The 20,649-nt window shown below is 39.6% G+C and carries 25 protein-coding genes; 8 read left to right on the top strand and 17 right to left on the bottom strand.

The annotated features are described in order from the left end of the window. Positions 1-16: 16 nt before the first annotated feature. Positions 17-3,007 (bottom strand): hypothetical protein, encoded by a 2,991-nt coding sequence (locus ACE1CI_RS08490; RefSeq protein ID WP_413262158.1) that lies wholly within the window; start codon positions 3,005-3,007, stop codon positions 17-19. Between the two features lie 156 nt (positions 3,008-3,163). Here ACE1CI_RS08490 and ACE1CI_RS08485 point away from each other — a divergent pair, with 156 nt between their 5' ends. Then, complete coding sequence (locus ACE1CI_RS08485; protein WP_413262159.1) at positions 3,164-4,633, top strand: glycoside hydrolase family 13 protein; 1,470 nt, start codon at positions 3,164-3,166, stop codon at positions 4,631-4,633. Positions 4,634-5,127: 494 nt separating this feature from the next. On the opposite strand, the gene ACE1CI_RS08480 is transcribed toward ACE1CI_RS08485, so the two are convergent. From ACE1CI_RS08480 to ACE1CI_RS08470, 3 genes are all read right to left on the bottom strand, one after another. Next, entirely contained in the window at positions 5,128-5,532 is a 405-nt protein-coding gene (locus ACE1CI_RS08480; protein ID WP_413262160.1) for a fasciclin domain-containing protein, read from the bottom strand. 33 nt (positions 5,533-5,565) lie between these two features. Beyond that, complete coding sequence (locus ACE1CI_RS08475; RefSeq protein ID WP_413262161.1) at positions 5,566-5,982, bottom strand: fasciclin domain-containing protein; 417 nt, start codon at positions 5,980-5,982, stop codon at positions 5,566-5,568. 161 nt (positions 5,983-6,143) lie between these two features. Continuing rightward, on the bottom strand, positions 6,144-7,145 hold the full coding sequence (locus ACE1CI_RS08470; RefSeq protein WP_413262978.1) for an ABC transporter ATP-binding protein: 1,002 nt from the start codon (positions 7,143-7,145) through the stop codon (positions 6,144-6,146). An 81-nt stretch (positions 7,146-7,226) separates the two neighbouring features. Here ACE1CI_RS08470 and ACE1CI_RS08465 point away from each other — a divergent pair, with 81 nt between their 5' ends. Continuing rightward, the gene (locus tag ACE1CI_RS08465; protein ID WP_413262979.1) at positions 7,227-7,373 is read left to right on the top strand and encodes a hypothetical protein; all 147 of its coding nucleotides are present in this window, start codon (positions 7,227-7,229) and stop codon (positions 7,371-7,373) included. A 66-nt stretch (positions 7,374-7,439) separates the two neighbouring features. Here the strand turns inward: ACE1CI_RS08465 and ACE1CI_RS08460 are convergent, their stop codons facing one another. Further along, positions 7,440-8,384, bottom strand: coding sequence for a phosphoribulokinase (locus ACE1CI_RS08460; protein WP_413262980.1), 945 nt, complete (start codon positions 8,382-8,384; stop codon positions 7,440-7,442). 63 nt (positions 8,385-8,447) lie between these two features. On the opposite strand from ACE1CI_RS08460, the gene ACE1CI_RS08455 reads away from it, so the two are divergent. After that, positions 8,448-9,410, top strand: coding sequence for a putative 2-dehydropantoate 2-reductase (locus tag ACE1CI_RS08455; RefSeq protein ID WP_413262981.1), 963 nt, complete (start codon positions 8,448-8,450; stop codon positions 9,408-9,410). A gap of 40 nt (positions 9,411-9,450) precedes the next feature. Continuing rightward, entirely contained in the window at positions 9,451-10,017 is a 567-nt protein-coding gene (locus ACE1CI_RS08450; RefSeq protein ID WP_413262982.1) for a Uma2 family endonuclease, read from the top strand. Between the two features lie 17 nt (positions 10,018-10,034). On the opposite strand, the gene ACE1CI_RS08445 is transcribed toward ACE1CI_RS08450, so the two are convergent. The 4 genes from ACE1CI_RS08445 to ACE1CI_RS08430 form a co-directional block, all read right to left on the bottom strand. Further along, a complete protein-coding gene (locus ACE1CI_RS08445) occupies positions 10,035-10,748 on the bottom strand; it encodes a TraX family protein (RefSeq protein WP_413262983.1) in 714 nt (237 codons plus the stop codon). Between the two features lie 129 nt (positions 10,749-10,877). Then, on the bottom strand, positions 10,878-12,521 hold the full coding sequence (locus ACE1CI_RS08440) for a YcjF family protein (RefSeq protein ID WP_413262984.1): 1,644 nt from the start codon (positions 12,519-12,521) through the stop codon (positions 10,878-10,880). 104 nt (positions 12,522-12,625) lie between these two features. Continuing rightward, positions 12,626-12,979 (bottom strand): DUF5615 family PIN-like protein, encoded by a 354-nt coding sequence (locus tag ACE1CI_RS08435; RefSeq protein WP_413262985.1) that lies wholly within the window; start codon positions 12,977-12,979, stop codon positions 12,626-12,628. Further along, positions 12,979-13,212, bottom strand: a complete 234-nt coding sequence (locus ACE1CI_RS08430) for a DUF433 domain-containing protein (RefSeq protein WP_413262986.1) — start codon at positions 13,210-13,212, stop codon at positions 12,979-12,981. Before ACE1CI_RS08430 ends, ACE1CI_RS08435 begins: the two co-directional genes overlap by 1 nt. A 39-nt stretch (positions 13,213-13,251) precedes the next feature. Between ACE1CI_RS08430 and ACE1CI_RS08425 the strand changes: the two genes are divergently transcribed. Then, a complete protein-coding gene (locus ACE1CI_RS08425) occupies positions 13,252-13,788 on the top strand; it encodes a Uma2 family endonuclease (protein WP_413262987.1) in 537 nt (178 codons plus the stop codon). 102 nt (positions 13,789-13,890) lie between these two features. Here ACE1CI_RS08425 and ACE1CI_RS08420 read toward each other — a convergent pair whose 3' ends face one another. Then, a complete protein-coding gene (locus tag ACE1CI_RS08420; protein ID WP_413262988.1) occupies positions 13,891-14,376 on the bottom strand; it encodes a PIN domain-containing protein in 486 nt (161 codons plus the stop codon). After that, a complete protein-coding gene (locus ACE1CI_RS08415; protein WP_413262989.1) occupies positions 14,373-14,621 on the bottom strand; it encodes a UPF0175 family protein in 249 nt (82 codons plus the stop codon). Before ACE1CI_RS08415 ends, ACE1CI_RS08420 begins: the two co-directional genes overlap by 4 nt. An 82-nt stretch (positions 14,622-14,703) precedes the next feature. Here ACE1CI_RS08415 and ACE1CI_RS08410 point away from each other — a divergent pair, with 82 nt between their 5' ends. The 3 genes from ACE1CI_RS08410 to ACE1CI_RS08400 are packed head-to-tail and all read left to right on the top strand — an operon-like array spanning position 14,704 to position 15,340. Beyond that, on the top strand, positions 14,704-14,985 hold the full coding sequence (locus tag ACE1CI_RS08410; RefSeq protein ID WP_413262990.1) for a hypothetical protein: 282 nt from the start codon (positions 14,704-14,706) through the stop codon (positions 14,983-14,985). Then, entirely contained in the window at positions 14,961-15,140 is a 180-nt protein-coding gene (locus ACE1CI_RS08405) for a DUF6888 family protein (protein ID WP_413262991.1), read from the top strand. The genes ACE1CI_RS08410 and ACE1CI_RS08405 overlap by 25 nt, the downstream gene beginning before the upstream one ends. After that, positions 15,137-15,340, top strand: a complete 204-nt coding sequence (locus tag ACE1CI_RS08400) for a DUF6887 family protein (RefSeq protein WP_413262992.1) — start codon at positions 15,137-15,139, stop codon at positions 15,338-15,340. Before ACE1CI_RS08405 ends, ACE1CI_RS08400 begins: the two co-directional genes overlap by 4 nt. Positions 15,341-15,591: 251 nt before the next feature. Here ACE1CI_RS08400 and ACE1CI_RS08395 read toward each other — a convergent pair whose 3' ends face one another. From ACE1CI_RS08395 to ACE1CI_RS08370, 6 genes are all read right to left on the bottom strand, one after another. Further along, positions 15,592-16,692 (bottom strand): S-layer homology domain-containing protein, encoded by a 1,101-nt coding sequence (locus tag ACE1CI_RS08395; RefSeq protein ID WP_413262993.1) that lies wholly within the window; start codon positions 16,690-16,692, stop codon positions 15,592-15,594. A 35-nt stretch (positions 16,693-16,727) separates the two neighbouring features. Next, positions 16,728-17,336, bottom strand: coding sequence for a (2Fe-2S) ferredoxin domain-containing protein (locus tag ACE1CI_RS08390; protein ID WP_413262994.1), 609 nt, complete (start codon positions 17,334-17,336; stop codon positions 16,728-16,730). 63 nt (positions 17,337-17,399) lie between these two features. Then, complete coding sequence (locus ACE1CI_RS08385; protein ID WP_413262995.1) at positions 17,400-17,645, bottom strand: Asr1405/Asl0597 family protein; 246 nt, start codon at positions 17,643-17,645, stop codon at positions 17,400-17,402. Positions 17,646-17,822: 177 nt separating this feature from the next. Next, positions 17,823-19,133: a homoserine dehydrogenase gene (locus tag ACE1CI_RS08380; RefSeq protein WP_413262996.1), complete on the bottom strand. Its 1,311-nt coding sequence runs from the start codon at positions 19,131-19,133 to the stop codon at positions 17,823-17,825. Between the two features lie 249 nt (positions 19,134-19,382). Continuing rightward, positions 19,383-19,601 carry a hypothetical protein gene (locus ACE1CI_RS08375; protein ID WP_413262997.1) on the bottom strand — a complete coding sequence of 73 codons (219 nt, stop codon included), beginning with the start codon at positions 19,599-19,601 and terminating at the stop codon, positions 19,383-19,385. 46 nt (positions 19,602-19,647) lie between these two features. Next, positions 19,648-20,646, bottom strand: a complete 999-nt coding sequence (locus ACE1CI_RS08370; protein ID WP_413262998.1) for a coiled-coil domain-containing protein — start codon at positions 20,644-20,646, stop codon at positions 19,648-19,650. Positions 20,647-20,649 lie beyond the last annotated feature (3 nt).

The following is a 20,649-nucleotide window of genomic DNA, read 5'->3' as shown; positions in this document are numbered from 1 at the left end:
GCACCCTACTTTAGGATTATACGTTTAAAACTCTCCTGACTTCGGTCAAAAATGCCAATGAATTAAAATCAACTTCTCCTCTAATATGATTAAACACAGACAATTTATTAAATGATTCTTCCCCCATGATGTTTTCATAAGGATCGAGTTTTAAACTAATATCACTAGTTTTCTCGAATCGGGAAAAGTGAAATAGTGTCAGATATTGCAGTAAGTCATTTTTCCGGGTGCTATCATCGTCAATTAAACCTTGTCGGATGTATTTGTCATCTAAAATTCCGGGATAAATGTTTAATAAGGTAGAGTAAGAAATCACGCCGTTGTAAAAGCGATCGTCCCCAGTTCCGACACTAATCCCATTAAACAAATTGAAAAAAACGATCGCTTGCTGCGCTGAATCTTGTGCAACATTCAACAGTTGATTTGTATCTTGAATATATAAAGATGTTGCTTTCAAGTCTTTCGCTTTGCGAACATAGTATTTATCGAAAAATACCGGATAAATTTTGATGTCGTCGCGGTTCCCTTTCAAATTATTTATTAGTTTGGGTGACATGAAATATAGGCGATCGTCATCTTCAGTTTGAGTTATATTCAAATTACTGGTAAAAGGTGTTTGCGCCACATACAAAAAGTCTCGGAATCCCTGCTGATAAAGGTTGTTTACTGTGTCTATAAGAATCGGCGGATCTTCATACAAACGCTGATTCCTATAGTTATCAGAAAAAGTTTTGATAATATGCAAGCGAATAGAGTTATCATTTTTTTGGTGGGTGATGGCGATCGCTTCTCCTACCAAATTAGATATTCTATTTTGGCGGTTTCTGTTCCCTGTCCTCGCGTCACTTTCCCAACTGGAAACAACAATAATCACGAGTTTATCCAGGGTTGGAGTATCTGAAATATCGGTGAAACGAAACTTTCTTGGTAATACCGAATATAAAGAACTAAGTCCGTTTTTTACTTTAAAAGCTCTGGCATCTCGCACCCGGAAACCTTGAGAACTACAGCGATGTGTCTCGTTTAATAAGTGACACAATGCTTTAGAAAGATGCGCCATAAACTTTTCCGAAGGTGCGGGATTATTGTGATCGCCTTCGTGCAATCTTACCATCGGAATAAACAATCTTTTCTTGGCAGCATCTAGCAATATTTTCAGGACAATATACGCTAACAAAGAGATGGTAAACCGATAAATAAAACCTTGATTTGAATCAAAATTTTTCGGATCTAACCGTCGGTTGTTGTAGCGAAATAATAACAACTTTTTATCTCGCATGAAATAGTTTTGATAAGCATTCATGCAACTTTCAGGAACCCACATCACAGGCAAAGTATTCACACCTGTAATGTCATATTCCATTTGAAATTGTTGGCGTTCTTCTGTGGAAAAATAGCGGATATCTTCAATAGTAATACTTGCAGGTAGCTGACAGACGGCATTTTCCCCAACCTGCGCTTCGCCAATGGAAATGTATCTCAAACATTCTTTGGGATTTCTTCTCACAACTTCTTTAAAGAAAATGCCGTTGAAAATTTGGTTTTCGTCGGTTTCTAGGATACCTCTTCTCACACTAATTTGTATCGGATAAGTTCGCGTTGGCAAAATTGTTTGATGCTTAATAAAGGTTTTCAGAAAATCCTTTAGAACATTGATTTTTAATTTGGCATTGAATTGGTTAAATCCTTTGATGATACGTTGCAAAATATCCCTTTTTGCTGACTCGTCGGAACCGCGCAATACAGACAGAACTTTGGTATCAAAGTTACTGATAGGATCGTACTCTAACTCAGAATTAGGGTTGTAATCTGGTGCTTCGGGATTGCTGCGGGAAGCAAATATAAAAAAGTACAGAAGTGCTAGTTTTAATACTTTTACTCCGAAGTTGGGATTCTCTTCAAGTTCCTGTTTATGTTGCTCACTTTCAGGATTAATAAGGTTAAGATTGTAGTCAAACACTTCTTTACCGTCGATCGCTTGAACTGGATTGCCAAACTTCATTTTGAAACCGAAAATAAATTGGCGTTCTCCGGCGTTTGTGTTTGTACTTTCTCCCAAGTTTCCTGTGATGATGGGAATGATGGGAAGGGAGTCTAATACTTCCGATCGCGAAAACAAATCTTTATAATTAATCGCCGCTCCTCCATAGTTTACCTCATAATAATCATCAGGTCTTTCTTGGTTAATAAAATCTTCAATTAGTCGGAGACGACGAATCAAATCTCTCAGATAAATAAACCCCAGGTGGTCTTGATTATCGATGCGATCGCGAAGATATTCTAAATACCTAATTTTCGCTTCTTTTTTCAGTTTTCCCAGAGTTTCTGTATCGACAACTCGCTGCAAACGGTTAAAGTCAGAAGATGGTTCTTCGATCTGATCTTGAATAGTATCTTGCAGTTCTTCTCTATCAGTTTCGCTCTCAAAAGTAACTAGATCGTCAATGTGATTTGCCAATCCGTCTTGCAAATATTCGGCAAAGCGATCGATCTCCCTTACCTTAATCGTCAGTTTGTGAAATTTTAGCAGGGAAGCGCTACCCGGACGGTTGCTAGAAAGACAAAGTTTTTGCTTTTGTAAGTTAGGAGAAGGTTGGTTAAAAGTATAGTTGAAACCTAACTGATTTGCATTTCCCTGGAAAGATTGCAAAGGTGTTACCAAACTGTTAACAAACTCTTCAATAGATTGATTTTGTCCTAAATTAGATGTTAATTTCTGTTGGACAATATCTCTGATTTCGCCAATCTTTTGCGGAAAAATTCCTTGAAATCCCGGAGTAAAATTAATCGTTGCAGAACGAACTCCGTTAGGAGATGCTAGGGGATTGGCGACTTGCAGAGTTGCGACTTGACTCGCTACTTGGTCAATGTCGAGCAGTAGGCGATCGCCATTTTCCGACAATCTAAATATATTTTGACTTCCTAATACTTGAGAAATTTTTTGTAATAAATCGCTATAATCTAGCGGCACTAACTCATCGTCACCCTGATTTAAAACGTTAACCATTGATTGTATTATTCTACACTTACTCTTATTGAACCACTAGCGAAAAACCCAGTCAATCACTTGGACATCGATGAATTATAAAAGTTTTCTATCAAAAGTAGGAATCAGACAACAGCAAATAGCTGTAACTTAAGATAGAGAACTAGCAGATTAATTATGCTGATTAACACTCCAGATTGGGTCAAACACGCAGTTTTTTATCAAATTTTTCCGGATCGGTTCGCTCGTAGCAAACAAGCTCGCAAGCGCCTGTTAAAAAACGCCTCTTGGGAAGCATGGGACGATATGCCAACACTCCAAGGATACAAAGGCGGTGATTTGTGGGGTGTAATCGAACAGTTGGATTACTTGCAGGATTTGGGCTTTAATGCTGTATATTTTACCCCCATTTTTCAATCTGCCAGTAATCACCGATACCATACTCATGATTACTACCAAGTAGATCCAATGTTGGGGGGAAATCCGGCTTTTCAAGAATTACTAGATGCCGCCCACAAACGGGATATTAAAGTTGTTTTGGATGGGGTATTTAATCACTCTAGTCGGGGCTTTTTCTTCTTTCATGATGTGTTAGAAAATGGCCCTTATTCGCCTTGGGTTGACTGGTTTAAAATTGAACGTTGGCCTGTTTCTCCTTACAATGGAGAATATCCGGCAAATTATGTTGGTTGGGCAGGAAATCGCGCTTTACCAGTGTTTAATCATGACAATCCAGAAGTGCGGGAATACATCATGGAAATTGCCGAATATTGGATTAAATTTGGCATTGATGGCTGGCGATTGGATGTTCCTTTTGAAATAAAAACTCCGGGTTTTTGGCAAGAATTCCGCGATCGCGTTAAAGCCATTAACCCCGAAGCTTACATTGTTGGCGAAGTTTGGAGAGACTCCCGCGAATGGTTAGATGGTACTCAATTTGACGGAGTAATGAATTACTTATTTGCTGCGCCAACTATTGCTTTTGCGGCTGGCGATCGTGTAGACATTTCTCAAGTACAAGACCGTTCTTACGATCCTTACCCACCTTTATTCGCCAAAGAATACGGCGAAAAAATTGAATATTTGCTGCAACTTTATCCTTGGGAAATTCAACTAACCCAACTTAATTTATTAGCCAGTCACGACACAGCCAGATTAATTTCCATTGCCCAAGGTGACAAAGCCAGCGTAGAACTAGCCACCGTTTTACTATTAACATTTCCCGGTGCTCCCAGCATTTATTACGGCGATGAAGTTGGCTTACCTGGAAAATTAGACCCCGACTCACGGCGCGGTTTTCCAATGGAAGCTCACTGGGACGTTTACGTTCTCAAATATCACCAAAAACTCATTGCTTTACGGAATAAATACCCTGCCCTTCGCACAGGTTCATATCACATTTTGTATGCCGAAGGAACGGTTTACGTATTTGCAAGAATTTTGGGAAATGAGGAATTAATTGTTGCCGTAAATGTAGGTACTTCTGACGCAAATATCAGCTTTGAAGTAACAGCTTTGCAATCTCAACCGAGTCAATTATTATATGGTGATGCCGAATTTTCTTGGAATGAAGAAACAGGGAAATCTAAGCAATTAAGCTTGAATTTACCTGCGCGATCGGCTTCTATTTTAGGCGCAATTGACTAACCGTAAATTAATCGTAGGGTGCGTTAGGCGCGACCGTAACGCACCATCTCCGGTATTTTTTTACCTCACAACAAACTTAATTAAGCAGGACTAACGCACCCTACGAATAAGTAGGTGTAAATAAATAAAGTGATAATAGTTATTTAAGGATGGGGCGGGCTCTCCTGCCCACCCCACAAGAAAGCTGGAACTCTTGTGGGGTGGGCAGGAGAGCCCGCCCCAGTTTTCACTTTATTTATATCTACCTACTTAGTGGAATGGTGCGTTACGTTAGGACTAACTACGAATAGTGGAATGGTGCGTTACGTTAGGACTAACTACGAATAGTGGAATGGTGCGTTACGTTAGGACTAACGCACCCTACGAATAGTGGAATGGTGCGTTACGTTAGGACTAACGCACCCTACGAATAATGGAATGGTGCGTTACGTTAGGACTAACGCACCCTACAAATAGAACTGGGATAAGAGCGAAGACAGCGCAACAACGTACCGTTAATATTGCGGGATTAAAACGGTATCAATTACATGAATGACACCGTTATCAGCTTCCACATCCGACTGAACGATCGCAGCATCACCCACCATCAAACTACCATTGCTATGAATTTTCAAATCTGAACCTTCAAATGTGGTAGTTTTATCTAGTTTTACCACATCTTCTGACATCACTTTGCCTGCGACTATATGATATGTGAGAATCTTCGTTAACTGCGGAATATCGCTCAACAATTTATCGATCGTTCCTGTTGGCAATTTTTCAAAAGCTTCATCAGTTGGTGCAAAAATAGTAAATGGGCCATCACCTTGCAAAGTATCAGTTAAACCAGTTACTTTCACAGCTTCTATTAAAGTATTGAAAGAGCCAGATTTAGCAGCTGTGTCTAAAATGTTTGCCATTTGTTTTACCTTTTTTTGATTTGATAATGCAGCTTATTCAACAGCTACTAATCCTGGGATCAATACTGTATCAATTACGTGAATAACGCCATTGTCTGCCAGAATATCTTGTTGTAAAACCTTGGCATCATTCACTTTTACGCCATCGGAAGAATCAATAGCTAATACTGACCCTTCAAAAGTAGGCGCTTCATTTATTTGGATGAGATCATCAGATCTAACATCTCCAGCAACAACGTGATACAAGAGAATTCGCTTCAGTTTCTCAGTGTTCTCCGTCAAAGAGGTTACAGTAGTAGCGGGAATTTTAGCAAATGCCTCATCAGTGGGGGCAAAAACTGTCTTGATTTCAGGATTTTTGAGTACATCTACTAATCCTGCTGCTTCGACTAAAGTTAGTAAAGTTTTGAAAGATTCAGCTTGAGTAGCGGTTTCTACAAGATCAGCCATAATTTTTCCTTAATTGTCAACTTTTCCTGTTTCAATTAATACAAACTGACAAGCTAAACTGCATCTTTCAAGAGTAGCAGATATTCAAGAATCAGGTACGTTGTTGCGCTTTAGCGCTAAAATGTAGCGCTAAAGCGCAACAACGTACTTGATGTAACTATTTAACTGCTGGCAGTTATACCTCTTGTTTGCAATTGTTCCATAAAAAACTCTTCTAAAGTAGGACGGGCTAAGTTTAAGCTGATAATTTGAGCTTGCATGAGACGCAAACTAGAGAGAAAATCATTTAAATCGCCTTTTAGATGACCTTGCCAAGCTTCATCTGTGCTACCTATTCCTTCCGATACAAATTCTAAATCTGGTATCCATTTTTTTAAGATTTCTTGCTTGCCGCCTTTGCCTTTAATGTAGTAGGTGTCGGCGGTTCCCAAAAGTTCATCCAAAGAGCCGATGCAAATCATTTCACCTTGCGCTAGTATGGCGATGCGATCGCAAATTTTCTCCACATCCGACAAGACATGACTATTAAAAAATATGGTTTTTCCTGCCTGTTTTAAAGATAAAATAATCTCTCGAATTTGGTAGCGTCCCATCGGATCTAAACCCGACATCGGTTCATCTAAAAATACCAATTCCGGGTCATTAATTAAAGCTTGCGCCATGCCAATTCGTTGCAACATTCCTTTAGAATATTGTCGCAGTTGCTTTTTTTTCGCTGCTGACTGGGCAAGTCCTACCATTTCTAAAAGTTGGGGAATGCGTACTCGCTGAATTTCTTTGGGAATTTGGAAAAGTCCCGCAATCATTTGTAAAAATTCCCAACCTGTTAAAAAGTCGTAATAATAAGCATTTTCGGGCAGATAACCAATGCGTTGCTTGACAGAGCGATCGCCCAAAGGTTTTCCTAATATTAACCCCCTGCCAGAAGTAGGACGGGCAATGCCAAGTAAAGTTTTTAACAGTGTAGTTTTTCCCGCCCCATTCTGCCCTAATAAACCAAAAGTTTCCCCTTCATAAACCGTCAGAGTACAATTTTTCAAGGATTCGATTTTCTGATTCAGCCAAAAGCCTGTGCGGTAAACTTTTCCTAATTCGTAGGTTTGCACAACTGGCTGACGAGCAATTGTAATTGCTCCTTCTAGAGAATCTGTAGCAGAATTCATATTAGTTGAGTTATGGACGACAACTAAGACTAATTATTACCTATATTAAATAAATAACATCAATTAGCAGCAGGGAAACTCATGGAGCGAGGCAAAATTGTGGCAATTATTACCGGGGTAATTTCTCTAATTCTAGCGATCGGCTATTTAATCTTAGTACAACTGCTAGATTTTCGTGGCGAAATGATACCTGCACCCGTGTCAATGTTCAATTTGGGAATTTGGTAGTAAATTATGGGTAATGGATGGTTGATGATTTATGCGATCGATTCATTACCCAAAACTTTTCCCATTTTAAAAATGATGCACATGAGTAGCTTTGAGGACATGAAAAGAAATTAATAACTGCGTCAAAGCCAGGGGATAACTTTGCAAAATTTCATCAGTTGTTCCCGTAATTTTGCCCAATTCTAAATTTCCCCCCAAACTACAATGTGGGAATAAATCAGGCATTTCCTGACACAAAACCTTTTCTAATTTACTCACTTGTTCCGCAGTTGCATGACTATCAATTTCCAGCACATCAACTGGTTTACCCATATCTCGATCTAACTCTAAACGCACAGCTGGTTCTGTGTCACCATCACTCTGTTGAATAATTCTAGTAAAATCTGGATGAGGAATTGTCGGTCTTAGTACTAAACGCACATTCAAATGGGAATTATCCTCTTCAATTTCCTCATTTGGCGGGTAAAAAGTTACCACTAAATCTGCCCATTTGCGTTGAGGACGGATAAAATTTTCCGAGTCAGGTTCGCGTTTTTCCAATTCTGCTAAAACTTGTTCTGGCGAGTAACCCCGCTTCATTGTATCCCGCTTAATCTTCCACTTAGCACGCAAAGATTCTGGTGGTGCTAGGTAAACTTTCACATCAAAAGAATCTCGACAACCACGAGTAGAATAACCTAGCAATCCTTCCACAATCACAAATTTATTTGGTTTAATATATTGTGGTGGTTCAAAAGTTCCTGTTTTGTGGCTGTAAACTGGTTTGAGGATTGGTTGACCTGTTCGCAACAGCGATAAATGCTGCTGCATAATATCTAGGTAATTGCAATCTGGATGTAGGGCGGTAATGCCTAATTCTGCGCGTTGGGTGCGATCGTAGCGGTGATAATCATCAGTACAGATAACTGTAACATTTTCCTCTCCCAAAACTTGGGCAATTCCTCTAGTTAATGTTGTTTTTCCCGCTGCGCTATCACCAACAATGCCAAGGATAATCGGACGATTGCTCATAGTTTTTGATATATTAACACTTCTGAATGAGTTTAATTTTAAGAGGTAATCGAGAGGGAAGCAATGGCTAATCAATTTATTTACAATTCTTTTCAACTTAGTTATGCCATCTTGGGAACAGGTGCCCTTGGTGGATATTACGGTGCTTGTTTGCAAAAAGCTGGTTTAGACGTTCACTTTTTGCTACACAGCGATTACGAATATGTCAGTAAGCATGGTTTAGTAGTTGAATCAAAATATGGTGATTTCACTTTACCCCAAGTTCAAGCTTACCAAGAAGCCAGCAAAATGCCTGCTTGCGATGTAGTAATTGTGGCATTAAAAACTACCCAAAATCATTTGGTACCGCAAATGTTACCCCATGTAGTGAAAGATAATGGTGTGGTTTTAGTGTTACAAAACGGACTCGGTGTAGAAGATGAAGTTGCTAAAATTGTCGGTGCAGAAAGGGTAATGGGTGGGTTGTGTTTTCTCTGTTCTAATAAAGTAGCACCTGGACATATTCGCCACTTAGATTACGGTCAAATTAAAATCGGAGAATATACGGCTAATTATCAAGCTGCTGGAATTACTAATAGAATGCAGCAAATCGCTGCTGATTTTGAACGTGCAGGAATTAAGATGGAATTAGCAGAAGATTTGCTATTAGCACGTTGGCAAAAATTAGTTTGGAATATTCCTTATAATGGACTGTCTGTAGTTCTGGATGCAAGAACTGATGAATTAATGAGTAATCCTCATACTCGCAAATTAGTTGAAGAATTAATGTGGGAAGTTGTTGCTGGGGCGAAAAGTTGCGATCGCACAATTCCCAAAACATTCGTAGAAACCATGCTACACTACACCGACAAAATGAAACCTTACCGTACCAGCATGAAAATTGACTACGATGAAAAACGCCCTTTAGAAGTAGAAACAATGTTTGGTAATCCCTTACGTTTCGCCCAAAAAAAAGGCGCAAATTTACCAAAAATTACCATGCTTTACCAACAATTAAAGTTTTTAGATAGCCGAAATTGTAATTAGCATTTAAGATAGATACATCACTTTTTTACGAGCTTTGGTTATGAGCCAAATTACAGACAAGCGAGTACGCTGGACTACCGCTGACTTAGAACTATTTCCAGATAACGGCAATCGCTATGAAATAATTGATGGGGAGTTGTTTGTGACAAGAGCACCAAATTGGAAACATCAAGAAGTTTGCGGAAACTTCTATTCTGAGTTAAGAAATTGGATACTTGAGACTGGTTTGGGGCGAGTGGCGATCGCACCCGGTATAATATTTTCCGATGCTGATAATGTCATCCCCGACGTAGTTTGGGCTAGTAACGAAAGATTAGCTGCTTTATTAGATGAAGCCGGACATTTAACCGATGCGCCAGAATTAATCATAGAAGTACTTTCCCCAGGCACAGAAAACAAACGACGCGATAAAGAATTAAAATTAAAACTTTATTCAATTAGAGGAGTTCAAGAATATTGGATTGCTGATTGGCAAAAGCAAGAAATCCAAATTTATCGCCGGGAACAAACTACATTAGAATTAGTTGCAACTTTGTTTGTTAATGATGAATTGAATTCCCCACTTTTACCAGGTTTTACTTGTTCCGTAGCCAGAATCTTTGCTTAAACTGACAAAATGGCTTTTCACGGTAAACTCAACTTGGAATCTAACCAAAATTTAATTAAAAGTAAGACTGCTAAATGTAGAGGATATAAAGGATAAAACCATTTATAAAACGGTTTATTACCTCCCCCTTTTTCACCGTTGTATAAAGCTATTATTCCTACAGAAGCTATGCCAAACAATTCGACATAACTCCATTGATTAAGATAGATAAACAATAACCGATAACCGATAAAAAAGAACCACCATTTGGCACTTTGTAAGTCAATAATTGACATCAAATAAATTATAATTAATCCCGAAATCCTCCCCTCAACCTGCAACAATTCTGCAACTATCATAAAAGCAAGAACAATTAAAAACTTGAAAAGCTTTGATTCAACTAATTTCGTGCAGCGAATAGTTATAACTCCCAAAGCCAGGGTAAATAATATATTGAGATCGCTGGAAACCGAAAAAACTAAATAGTAGAATTTCGCATAAATAGGTTGAGCAATAGCGCCCCATACTAATAATCTAAAAATATATTTTTTAATATCAGATGTATATTTCTCTCCTTGTGCTGCTAACCAGGCAAATAAGGGAAAACTCAGCCTTCCTATAATGACAAAAATAGGCATTTGCGGGAAAAACAATCTACCCACATGATCGATAATCATTAGGGCAAAGGCTATCAGCTTAATATCAAAAGCTGTGAGTTTTTGAATGTTTAAGTTACTACTAGTTTCAGACATATAGAGATATGATAATTGACAATTCAGATTATGTACGTTGTTGCGCTTAAGCGCTTTTATTACCACTGGGATAAGAGCGCTTAAGCGCAACAACATACCCATTTTTAAGTGATTAGCAACTTGCCTTAATTACCAATCTTCTCGTTTTTGAGATGAGTTAGTCCAATCATCTACATATTCGTAAGGTGGGATTTTGGTTTCTTCTACTTCTTCCTCTTCCGCTGCTGCTTCTTGATATTCTATTTCCGTTTCTGGTGGGGGATTTTGTGTTAATGGTTGGACAACTTTGGCAATAGCGTCTTGCACAAAAGCTTTCACAAATTCATCTTTTTTATTCAACTCAAATTGCCGTTGCACAACTTCCGAGATTCCCCCATCGCCCCAATCTTGATTCTGACGAAAATACTCAATAAAACTCTTTCCGGCAATGCGAGTTAAATAAGCAGCACTTACCCCTTGAATTGCCTTACCAACTAAATAAGTAGCAATATTTAATTGTAATGCTCTAGAAACCAGTTCAATTGCACCTTTAACTATTCCCAAACTGGCGAGAGTTTTGCCTAAAGAAAGCGCCAACTCTCTCCCCCGTTCCATATTCAAATCACAGCCATAAATCTTGCCAATTTCTACTACCATTTGGGCATTTACTGCCGCAGCAGCTAACAAATCTACCACTGGCAAAGGTGTTACCGCAACTACTCCCGCACCTATCCATTGAAAACGTTCTACAACTTTATCCGCTTGACGGTGACGTTGAGCATCAATTATTTTTCTGGCTTCTTCTCCTAAACGTTGGGATTGTAATAAAATATTATCTGCCATTAAATCATCGCCTTCTGCCCGCAAAATGTTTGCTAAACGGCGAATTAATGGCATAACATCAGGTTCAGGTTGCATAATTTCCCCAGTTTCTAACTTGACTGTGCGGGGATTTGCTGACACAGTAATCACATCAGAAGTAGAAATAAAAGTTCTGACTCTTTCCCGGAGTCGCGCCAAAATCTTTTCTTTATCTTCGTCGGTGTAAAGGTCGATTTTGTTCAAGACTAAAATATTGCGTTTACCAATTTCTGCCAAGGCTTTTAAGGGTACAAATTCTGATTGCAGCAGATCGTTATCGACTACAAATAATAGTAAATCTGCCTCGGTTGCTAATTGACGTGCTAACTGTTCTCGTTCTGTTCCTGCAACTCCCGCTTCTAAAATTCCAGGGGTATCAGTAATTAAAATTTCTCGTTCTAAACCTTTTAATTTTAATTCGTAAGTTTCGCCAACTTCTGTAGTTCCCATTGGCGCACTAACTTTACCTACCATTCTGCCCATTAAGGCATTTATTAAGGAAGTTTTGCCCGATGAACCTGTACCAAAAATAACAACTTGTAGATTCCCTCTGGATAAATTAGTTTCAATTTCACGCGAACGAGATAGTAAAGCTTGTCGGGAAACTTCGTCTTGAATTTGTTTGACTTGTTTTTTGACGGCGCGGAGATTTTCTGCTGCTGCTTCTGTCTTTGCTTCGGGAATTTTTATTTGTGGTTTGCGGCGCTTTGGCTGATTTTGCGATCGCCAAAACATCACCCCATAATAAATAAAAACCGTAATCAGCAACGCCAGCAGCAATATCAGCAGCAACACCACCACATTAGCCAACAAAGGCGGCGCAGACCAAGCGATATTAATATAAAGCTGATAAATTGAGTTAACTAACCAAATCATCAGCCCCAAGACTACAGTGAGGGCAGCTACTAAAGCGAGAAGTTTAGGCAGTGGCATGACAGAAACGGGTATTTGCTTCTAAACACTAGCCTACACCGACAAAGTTTATCTGTGGTTGGTAAATTTTTCTCAGACTACTTGGGGTTTAATTTATACTTTAACTACTGATGAACTGCGATCGCATTTCGATTTATTTCTATTAATGAGTGTTGCTGAAATAATTGGGCTAACTGTGGTAAATTTTTGACAAATAATTCTACAAGTTCATTGTTGGTGATGTTACCTGTAGTAACTAGCAATAACTTATAAGGTTCTTGCTGAATTATAAACGAATCAAAAAAGTCTCTGTCTTTAGTGATAACAATGCGACTTTCTTGGACAGAAAGAGTATTAATTTCTGTATCTTTAGTAGCGTTTTGCAGAGGCAAATCTTTAGTATGAATTGTATCATAGCCCATTGATTGCAAAACACGAGCTAAACGTACTGGTAATTGTGCATCTACTAAAAATTTCATTACACTACTTTATAAATGCTTTTTACCTGGGTTAGCCGAGTGGCAAATAGTAAAGCAGCGAGAACATCATCTCGTTCTAAATCATCATAATCGTCTAAAATTTCTTCAATGCTCATTCCAGAACTTAGTAGTTCCAAAATAAATTCTACCGGGTAGCGAAGTCCTCGAATACAGGGTTTGCCGTGACAGATATTTGCATCTAGTGTAATTCTCTTTAAAAGAATGTTTTCCATAATAAAATCAATCAGTAAGTTAAAGGCAAAAATATAGATATGTCGATCGCTACTGTAACAGAAACTTTCACTCTAGAAGATTTTCTCGCTAATCCGCCCGATCATCAAGAATGGGTAAACGGAAAACTTGTGGAGACAACCGGAATGACAGTCAAACATAGTCGGATTCAATGTAGATTAGGTCGTTACTGGGGAAATTATGCGATCGAATCAGGACAAGGAGGAGAAACTCTCGTCGAAGTTCCTTGTCGAACTGTCAGGCAAGGTCGTCGTCCCGATGTTTCCTATCTTACACCGGAATTACTAGAACAATTTGGCGAAGTTTCCGCCTTGCCCCAAAGTCCGCCGCTAATAGCTGAAATTGCCTCTCCTACAGATTCAGCTGAAGATTTATTTGCCAAAGCTAACGAGTATTTAGAGTCAGGTTGTCAAGAAGTTTGGTTACTATTTCCTGAAAGTATTCGGGTTTTAATTATTACTCAAAATCAGACATTAGCTTTTAAATCTGGTGATTTAGTTAGTACTCAAATTGTCCTGTTAGGATTTAGCGTTGCCATAGATGAATTGTTGAGGTAAAAGCAATGTTCTGGTTTCATGGTTTTATGCTCGATCGGGCGATCGCACTACAAAATCAGCGATCGCTTTGAAGAAGTTCTTGCAGTTTTCTTTCCTGTTCAGTTACTCGCCCACATCTTGTAAAATCCGAAAATAAAGTTGATCGGCAACTCTAAATTCTGCGGTGATAATTAAATCATCAAGTACAGGTTTAACTGCTGAAATCAATCCTTGGCGTTTGGCTATAATTAGAATTCCCAAAACACCAGTAAATTTAACTCCTAAACGAGATGCTACTGCTCTTCCTCGTCGTTCATCTATCAGCAACCTATTTGCATTCAATTCAATAGCTAAAGCTATTGCTTCAGCTTCACCCTCATCTAATTCTTGCTGAAGTTGTGTCACTAAATTGCGGTCTGCTACTTGTCTTGTTTCTATCCAATCCAATGTTTGCACTTCAACTGTACCAGGTACAGGAACACTGATTCCCGTCAATTCAAAGTTTACAGCTTCAGGAATAATAATGTTGTTATAGAGTTGTTGAAGCAAGTTTAGCTGATTCACAGCCGCTAAGTTTGTAATTGGTGAAGTATTACTGACTACAATCACAAATCCCCCAGTTCTCTTAAGTTTTTGAGGTCTTGTTCGTAATCTTCAACATCATAATAATAGAGGGGAATTTGGCGCTCTTTTAGTAACTGCAGGAATAGCGTTTTATCCATTCCTGCTAAATTGCTGGCGTGTCCAAGAGTGAGTTTTCCTGTTTGAAAAAGTATTATGGCTATTTCTTGCTTAAACTCGGATTCGGACATCTGAGTTGCTTGTAAAATTTCATCTGAAATGATGACGCTCATAATTATCTGATCTTGGCTTTGGTCACTTAATCAGATCATATATGCTATTTTAAAATTGTGTAAATAACCATTTAGTCTCGCAATGACCAAAGTTACTATTGAAATTCCTGAGCAGTTAATGTCTCAGTTAGAGGGTACAGGATACCCATTGCAAGATATTGTTCTTAAGGCTCTAGAACGTTACGTTGAGTCTGAGGATACTACTTTTAATATTACCAAAACTCGGACTTGGGAATTGTGTGGTACTTTTCAAGTTGTTGAACCGAAAACAGAGTATATTATTGGTAAGGATGAACAAGGGAAAATCATTACCAACTATGGTGAAAGAAGGAGTGAAAATTGCCAACAGAAGCTCAATCATTAAAAGCTGTAATTTTATGTCAATGGCTTTCCAACGGATTTCAACCAATAAATGTATTTCGATACGATAATAAATATAAAACAATCTATCTTCAAGCTGGCACATCAGAAGAGATCGCAATTGTAATTTATGCTAATGGGGAATGGGAGTTTCTATGATGTCTAATTTTCAAGAGATGACTGCTGTTCAATTAAAAGAATTTCTTTCAGCCCATAGAAATGATGATGAAATGTTTAGTGCAGCTTTGGGAGAACTTTTGAGTCGTAATCCCGATCGCCAACGTTATCCAGCCGATATGTCTACCGAAGAAATTGGGCAAGTTATTAGCGAAAAGATTGAGCAAATTAGAAAGAAATAACCTCATATTCTGGTTTCATGGTTTTATTCTCGATTGGGCGATCGCACTACAAAATTACAGTGGCTCCTGACTTAGTAATTTTTCTTTCAACTCTTGACATTCTTTTGCTAGTGCTATGCCTAATTTTGTGGCGATCGATAAAGCGCGATCGCAATACTCAAGAGCTAGAGTGCGATCGCCTAATTTACAATATAATTTTGCTTGATTCAGATTTACTATTGCTAAATGCTGCTGATTACATTTTAAGTGAACTAAGGTTTCACCACATACTTACCATTAACATTCTGCGCTTTACCTTGCTTCACTCTTGCTTGATAAACCAAAGCTGCTATTTCTGCACGAGTGGCATTTCGATTTGGATTTAATACATTTGTATTGGGATGATTTACCACAATTCCGGCTTGGGTAGCTGCTGCAACTTTTCTCCTGGCATAGTTCGGAATTTGGGCTGCATCTTTATATTTTTGTTTTAAAATTTGATCGGCATTGGCGGGTTCTGGTAAATTTAAACCGCTAGCTAAAGCAACGATCGCTTGCACTCTCGGAATTTGTACTTTTGGACGGAAAGTTTTGTCTGGATAACCTGCGATAAACTCGCTTCCTGTTGCTTTTTTAATCGCTGGAGCCGCCCAGAAACTATTAGTCACATCTTTAAATACTACAGTTTCCTGAGTAATTTTCGTCCCCAAACCTTTCTCTAAAATTGCGGCGAACTCTGCACGAGTCACTGGTTGATCGGGGCGAAAATATCCAGCAGGAAAACCACTAATTACTCCTTGTCTTTGTAACCCTAAAATATAAGGAGCCGCCCAATAGTTACCGGGAATATCTACAAATTTAATCGGTTGTGGTGCTTTCGCTATTGGTTTTGCTGGTACGGGAACTACAGGTACAGCTTTTGGTTGCAGTGGAATAACTGGAGTTCTTGGTGCAGCTGGTGTTTCCACTGCTTGAGGTGCAGGTACAGGCACGATCGCAACTCCCCCAGGAACATCAGGTTGAGCTTCAGGAACTACACCTAACCGAGTTCCATTTCTTCTTGGATCGACGGGTACAACTCTGTTTTCAGTTGTCGCATTAGCGCCTTCTCTCACCGCTCTCCTTTCGCGATCGACTGCACGATTCGCCAACCAAGGTAAAATTAATCTTGGTGTCAACAAAGAACTTCTTGGACTAGGAGAAACTTGAGCAGGCGTTGTACTTGTTAAACTCCAATTAATTGGCTTTCTACTTATACTCCAAAAGAAAATACTGCCGATCGATAACAAGGCAACCAAGACTGCAACAAATTCATCAAACCCTAACGGCTCTCTTTTCGATGGTTGAGGTTCTGGGCGGCGTGATTCTGTCATCTTGATTACCCTCTAAACGGCAACTTTGATTTAGATTAAACCACACTTGCTAAAACTGGAACCGCATCTTTAGATTGATTTTCGGTAGCAAAATGTTGATCTAAAATTTCCGGCACGTCACTGGCATCAATTCGACGATAAGCCGTTTTATCTGGCATGACAATATTTGGCCCAGCTTTACAATGTTTCATACAGCCTGTGCCTTTCACAATCACTTCTTGTTCCAAATTGCGATCGCGCAACCCCTCTGCCAACGCCTGAGTAACTTCCATCGCCCCCCGCTTGCAGCAATCAGACTTCTGACAAACTAAAATACAAGCTGGCTTTTTCTTTGGCTGCGAAGCTTTTGCCTCTAACGGCACTATTTGCGTTTCTACCTCCGCCTTCAGCCTAATTTTATCAGCTTTCAGCTTCACTGCGCCCGTCTCTTTATCCTGTTTCCGTTCTCCACAGACTTCAATCCAATTTCCGGGTAGTAAAACTTGCCCTAACCCAGCCCTTGCCTCTTTAGAAAGTTTAATCCAAGATTCCCCCTCTGCTGTTTCCAGTCGCAACAACTTAATCTTGTAATCATCCTCCAGCACAAAGCCTACAAACCGTCCTTGGAGGCAAAACTGAGTTACTTGACAATTTTTCTTACCCATTTTTTCGCTTAACCTCTAATGTCAACTACAACACAATTGCAAAAAAATATCAGTTCTTGATTATTATTTTAGCTGCCAGCAACGGTTCAACTGAGCTACTAACTCGCTGCGAGGTGCTGTCAATTGCTTAATCACGCACCACAATTGAATCGCCGCTAAGGGGCTATTTATTTCGACTTCTAAGCTGCCATTGCCTTTACAACAGCAGGGAATCTCTAAACTTTGTAGTCGGCGGTACACTTGCCATCGATCGCAACGGCACACCGCCACTACCTGTGAATCTGTGGGATTTATACTCGATTGCTCCATCCGAGCTTCCAACCTAAATGAAATTAATTCTCAATATTTAAACCTGATTCTACTTATATCCTGTTTCGGCATTTTTGTCACCTAATTGACAGAAGTTTTCAAATAATCTTTAAGGAATGGGAAGGAGGGACTGGGGACGATGGAGAGGTTGGGGACTGGGGAACCTTCACACAGCCTTTATAAAACTCGGAGCAAGCTGGCAATACTATCTACAGCCTCAAGAGAGCGAATTTCTGCCAAAGCCTGACGGAAATTACCTTCTCGGACATCGTGAGTTACTACCACAATTTCCGCCAAATCTCCTTGAAAACCTGTTTGCACAACCGATTCCAAGCTAACACCCTGATTTCCGAAAGCAGTTCCCAGATGCCCTATAACACCAGGAGAGTCATTTGTCAAGAAACGAGCGTAAAACCGAGTCACTAACTCATCCATTGGCGCGATTTGGCAATAATGCTGATGGGTGCAAGCTAACAGAGGATGGAGGATGGGGGTTGGGGGTTGGGAAACTGTTTTGAGAATAGAAGCTATGTTTAGAATATCGGAAACTACGGCGCTGGCGGTTGGGCCTGCACCCGCACCTCTGCCGTAGAACATGACTTGACCGATCGGATCGCCTTCCACAAAAATAGCATTGTAAACGCCGCTGACACTGGCTAAAGGATGCTGTTTCGGGACTAAAGTCGGATGAACTCTCACTTGTAGCTGTTCTGGTTGATTGGGTGCAACAGTCATTTGTTTAGCAACAGCGAGTAACTTGATCACAAAACCCAACTTTTCGGCGTAAGCAATATCTGCCGCACCGACTTTAGAAATTCCCTCGTGATAAACTTCTTCTAACTTGATCCGTCCGCCAAAAGCTAATGAAGCGAGAATAGCAATCTTATCAGCGGCATCAAATCCTTCCACATCTGCTGTCGGATCGGCTTCAGCATAACCTAACTTTTGAGCATCGGCTAAAACATCAGCAAAATCAGCACCTTCATTTTGCATCCGGGTGAGGATGTAGTTAGTCGTACCATTGACAATGCCTGTAATTGCTTGAATGCGGTTAACGCCTAAAGTTTGTTTTAAAGGTTGAATGATGGGGATACCGCCGCCGACTGCTGCTTCTAACATGACATAAACGCCTTTTTCGTTAGCAGCATCGTAGATTTCTTCAGCAAAACGGGAAATTACAGCTTTGTTAGCGGTAACGACGTGCTTCCCGTGAGCAATAGCTTTGAGGATTAGCGATCGCGCAGGTTCCAGCCCACCCAACAGTTCTACCACAATATCAACTTCTGGGTCTTTTGCGATCGCTTCCAAATCAGTAGTCAGAATCTCCTTAGATATTTGCACATCGCGGGGTTTAGAGATATCGCGCACTCCCACCCGATAGATTTCCAATTCTTGCACCAACGGGTGACGACCTTCTGGAGAGAGCAAAATTTCTGCCGTTCCCGTTCCCACCGTACCTAGTCCCAGTAAACCAATTTTAAAACTCACGCTTTCTAACCTGTTCTGACTAAACCTTTCCAAAACTATTGTGACATTTGTCGTGTTAACCGAGACACTTAGAGAAAAAATTGTCTATAGCAATTCTCAATCAATCATCAAGTAGCTTCTGTCTGTTTCTCCCCTTTGTGTCCTTCGTGTCTTCGTGGTTCAAAAAAATATTTTTCACCTATCAAGCTGTGTAAAGCTCGGTAATAAAAAACTGAAACAGTAGACTAGTGTCAACCACATAAATTGCCATTAGCTGTCTCTATCTTCACGGATCATTTCCAAAGTCGATTTAGCTCCTGGTGGTGGTGTCCAACGATGCCGATCGATCGATTCAAAAGTCTTCTTCAAAGCTTCTTTATCTACAACTGTTTGCGGTTGTCTCCACTGCCGTAGTCTCTCATCAATTATCTCAGTCATTAAAGCTTTAAATTCCTCGATCGTCAAATCAGAAACTCGCTTTTCTCCCATTTTTCCAACTCCTTTTAACTAGAGATAATTTACCAATTGAATTTCCTCATTCTAGCAATACAATTAGCTTGCCAACAACTACGCCAATCAAAATAGCAATCATCCCTAATACTACCAAAATTCCCCAGATTCCGCGCTTGAGCAACTTACTTTGGCGTTGTTGCTCTTTTTCCATATTTTCTAACTTTAACTTTAGGAGTTCTTGTTGGCGAATAGTCTCTCCCAGAGAGGCTAATTGCTCTAAAACTTGCGCTTCTTGAACTTGCACTCTCTGGAGGACTGTTTCTACTTCCGACATTGCCTGTTCAACTAATTTTGATTGTATTTTAGCGATTAATTCCTGAGATTCTGCAAGTTGCTGTTTGGTGATTTTCTGTGTTTCTTCAATGCGGGATGCTTCATTTTGCAAAATTTGGCACTTTTCTTGAGCATCCTGATTAAAACGATCGGTGATTTGACGTAAGCGATCGCTAACATTATAATAATCTTGCCGCAACCTTTCTAAACCCTCCCTTCCGCCTACTTCTTTAATCACAGAAACCACATCTTCCCGCAATTCTCCTATTTCTAATTTAACCTGCCTAACTTCTTGCAATATAGCTTCATTTTTCGTACTTATTCCAGAGACATTTTCCCTAGCGGCTTCCACTTCCCGCCTAATTTCTTGCAGCTGAGTTTTAGATTCAACTAAATCCCTACGAGCATTTTGAATATCTTGATTTAAAGTTGCCAATATTTCAGGATCGCCTACTTCATCTACCGCAGACTTAACTTCCTTTTCCATCCGCTCTAAATCTTTGATTCTGATTTCTAAATTAGCACCTAATTTCTGAATTCGCCTTACCTGCTTCTGAGCATCCCGAAGCAACTGTTCTACTTCTAACTTATTATCTAAAGCACTAGAAATTTCCCCTTGTACTTCTCTAACTTGGTTGAGAATTTCATCAGCTTTAGTCACACCTTCACTAGCTTTAGTGATTCCCTCAGTGATTTTTTGCCAGAGTTTTTCCAAGTTATTAATAGTATCCAAATCAGTTTCAGCCACAAT

Origin of the sequence: Floridaenema flaviceps BLCC-F50, from assembly GCF_041929275.2 — a bacterium.
Taxonomy (GTDB): domain Bacteria; phylum Cyanobacteriota; class Cyanobacteriia; order Cyanobacteriales; family Aerosakkonemataceae; genus Floridanema; species Floridanema flaviceps.
This window is presented reverse-complemented; position numbering and strand designations above follow the sequence as displayed.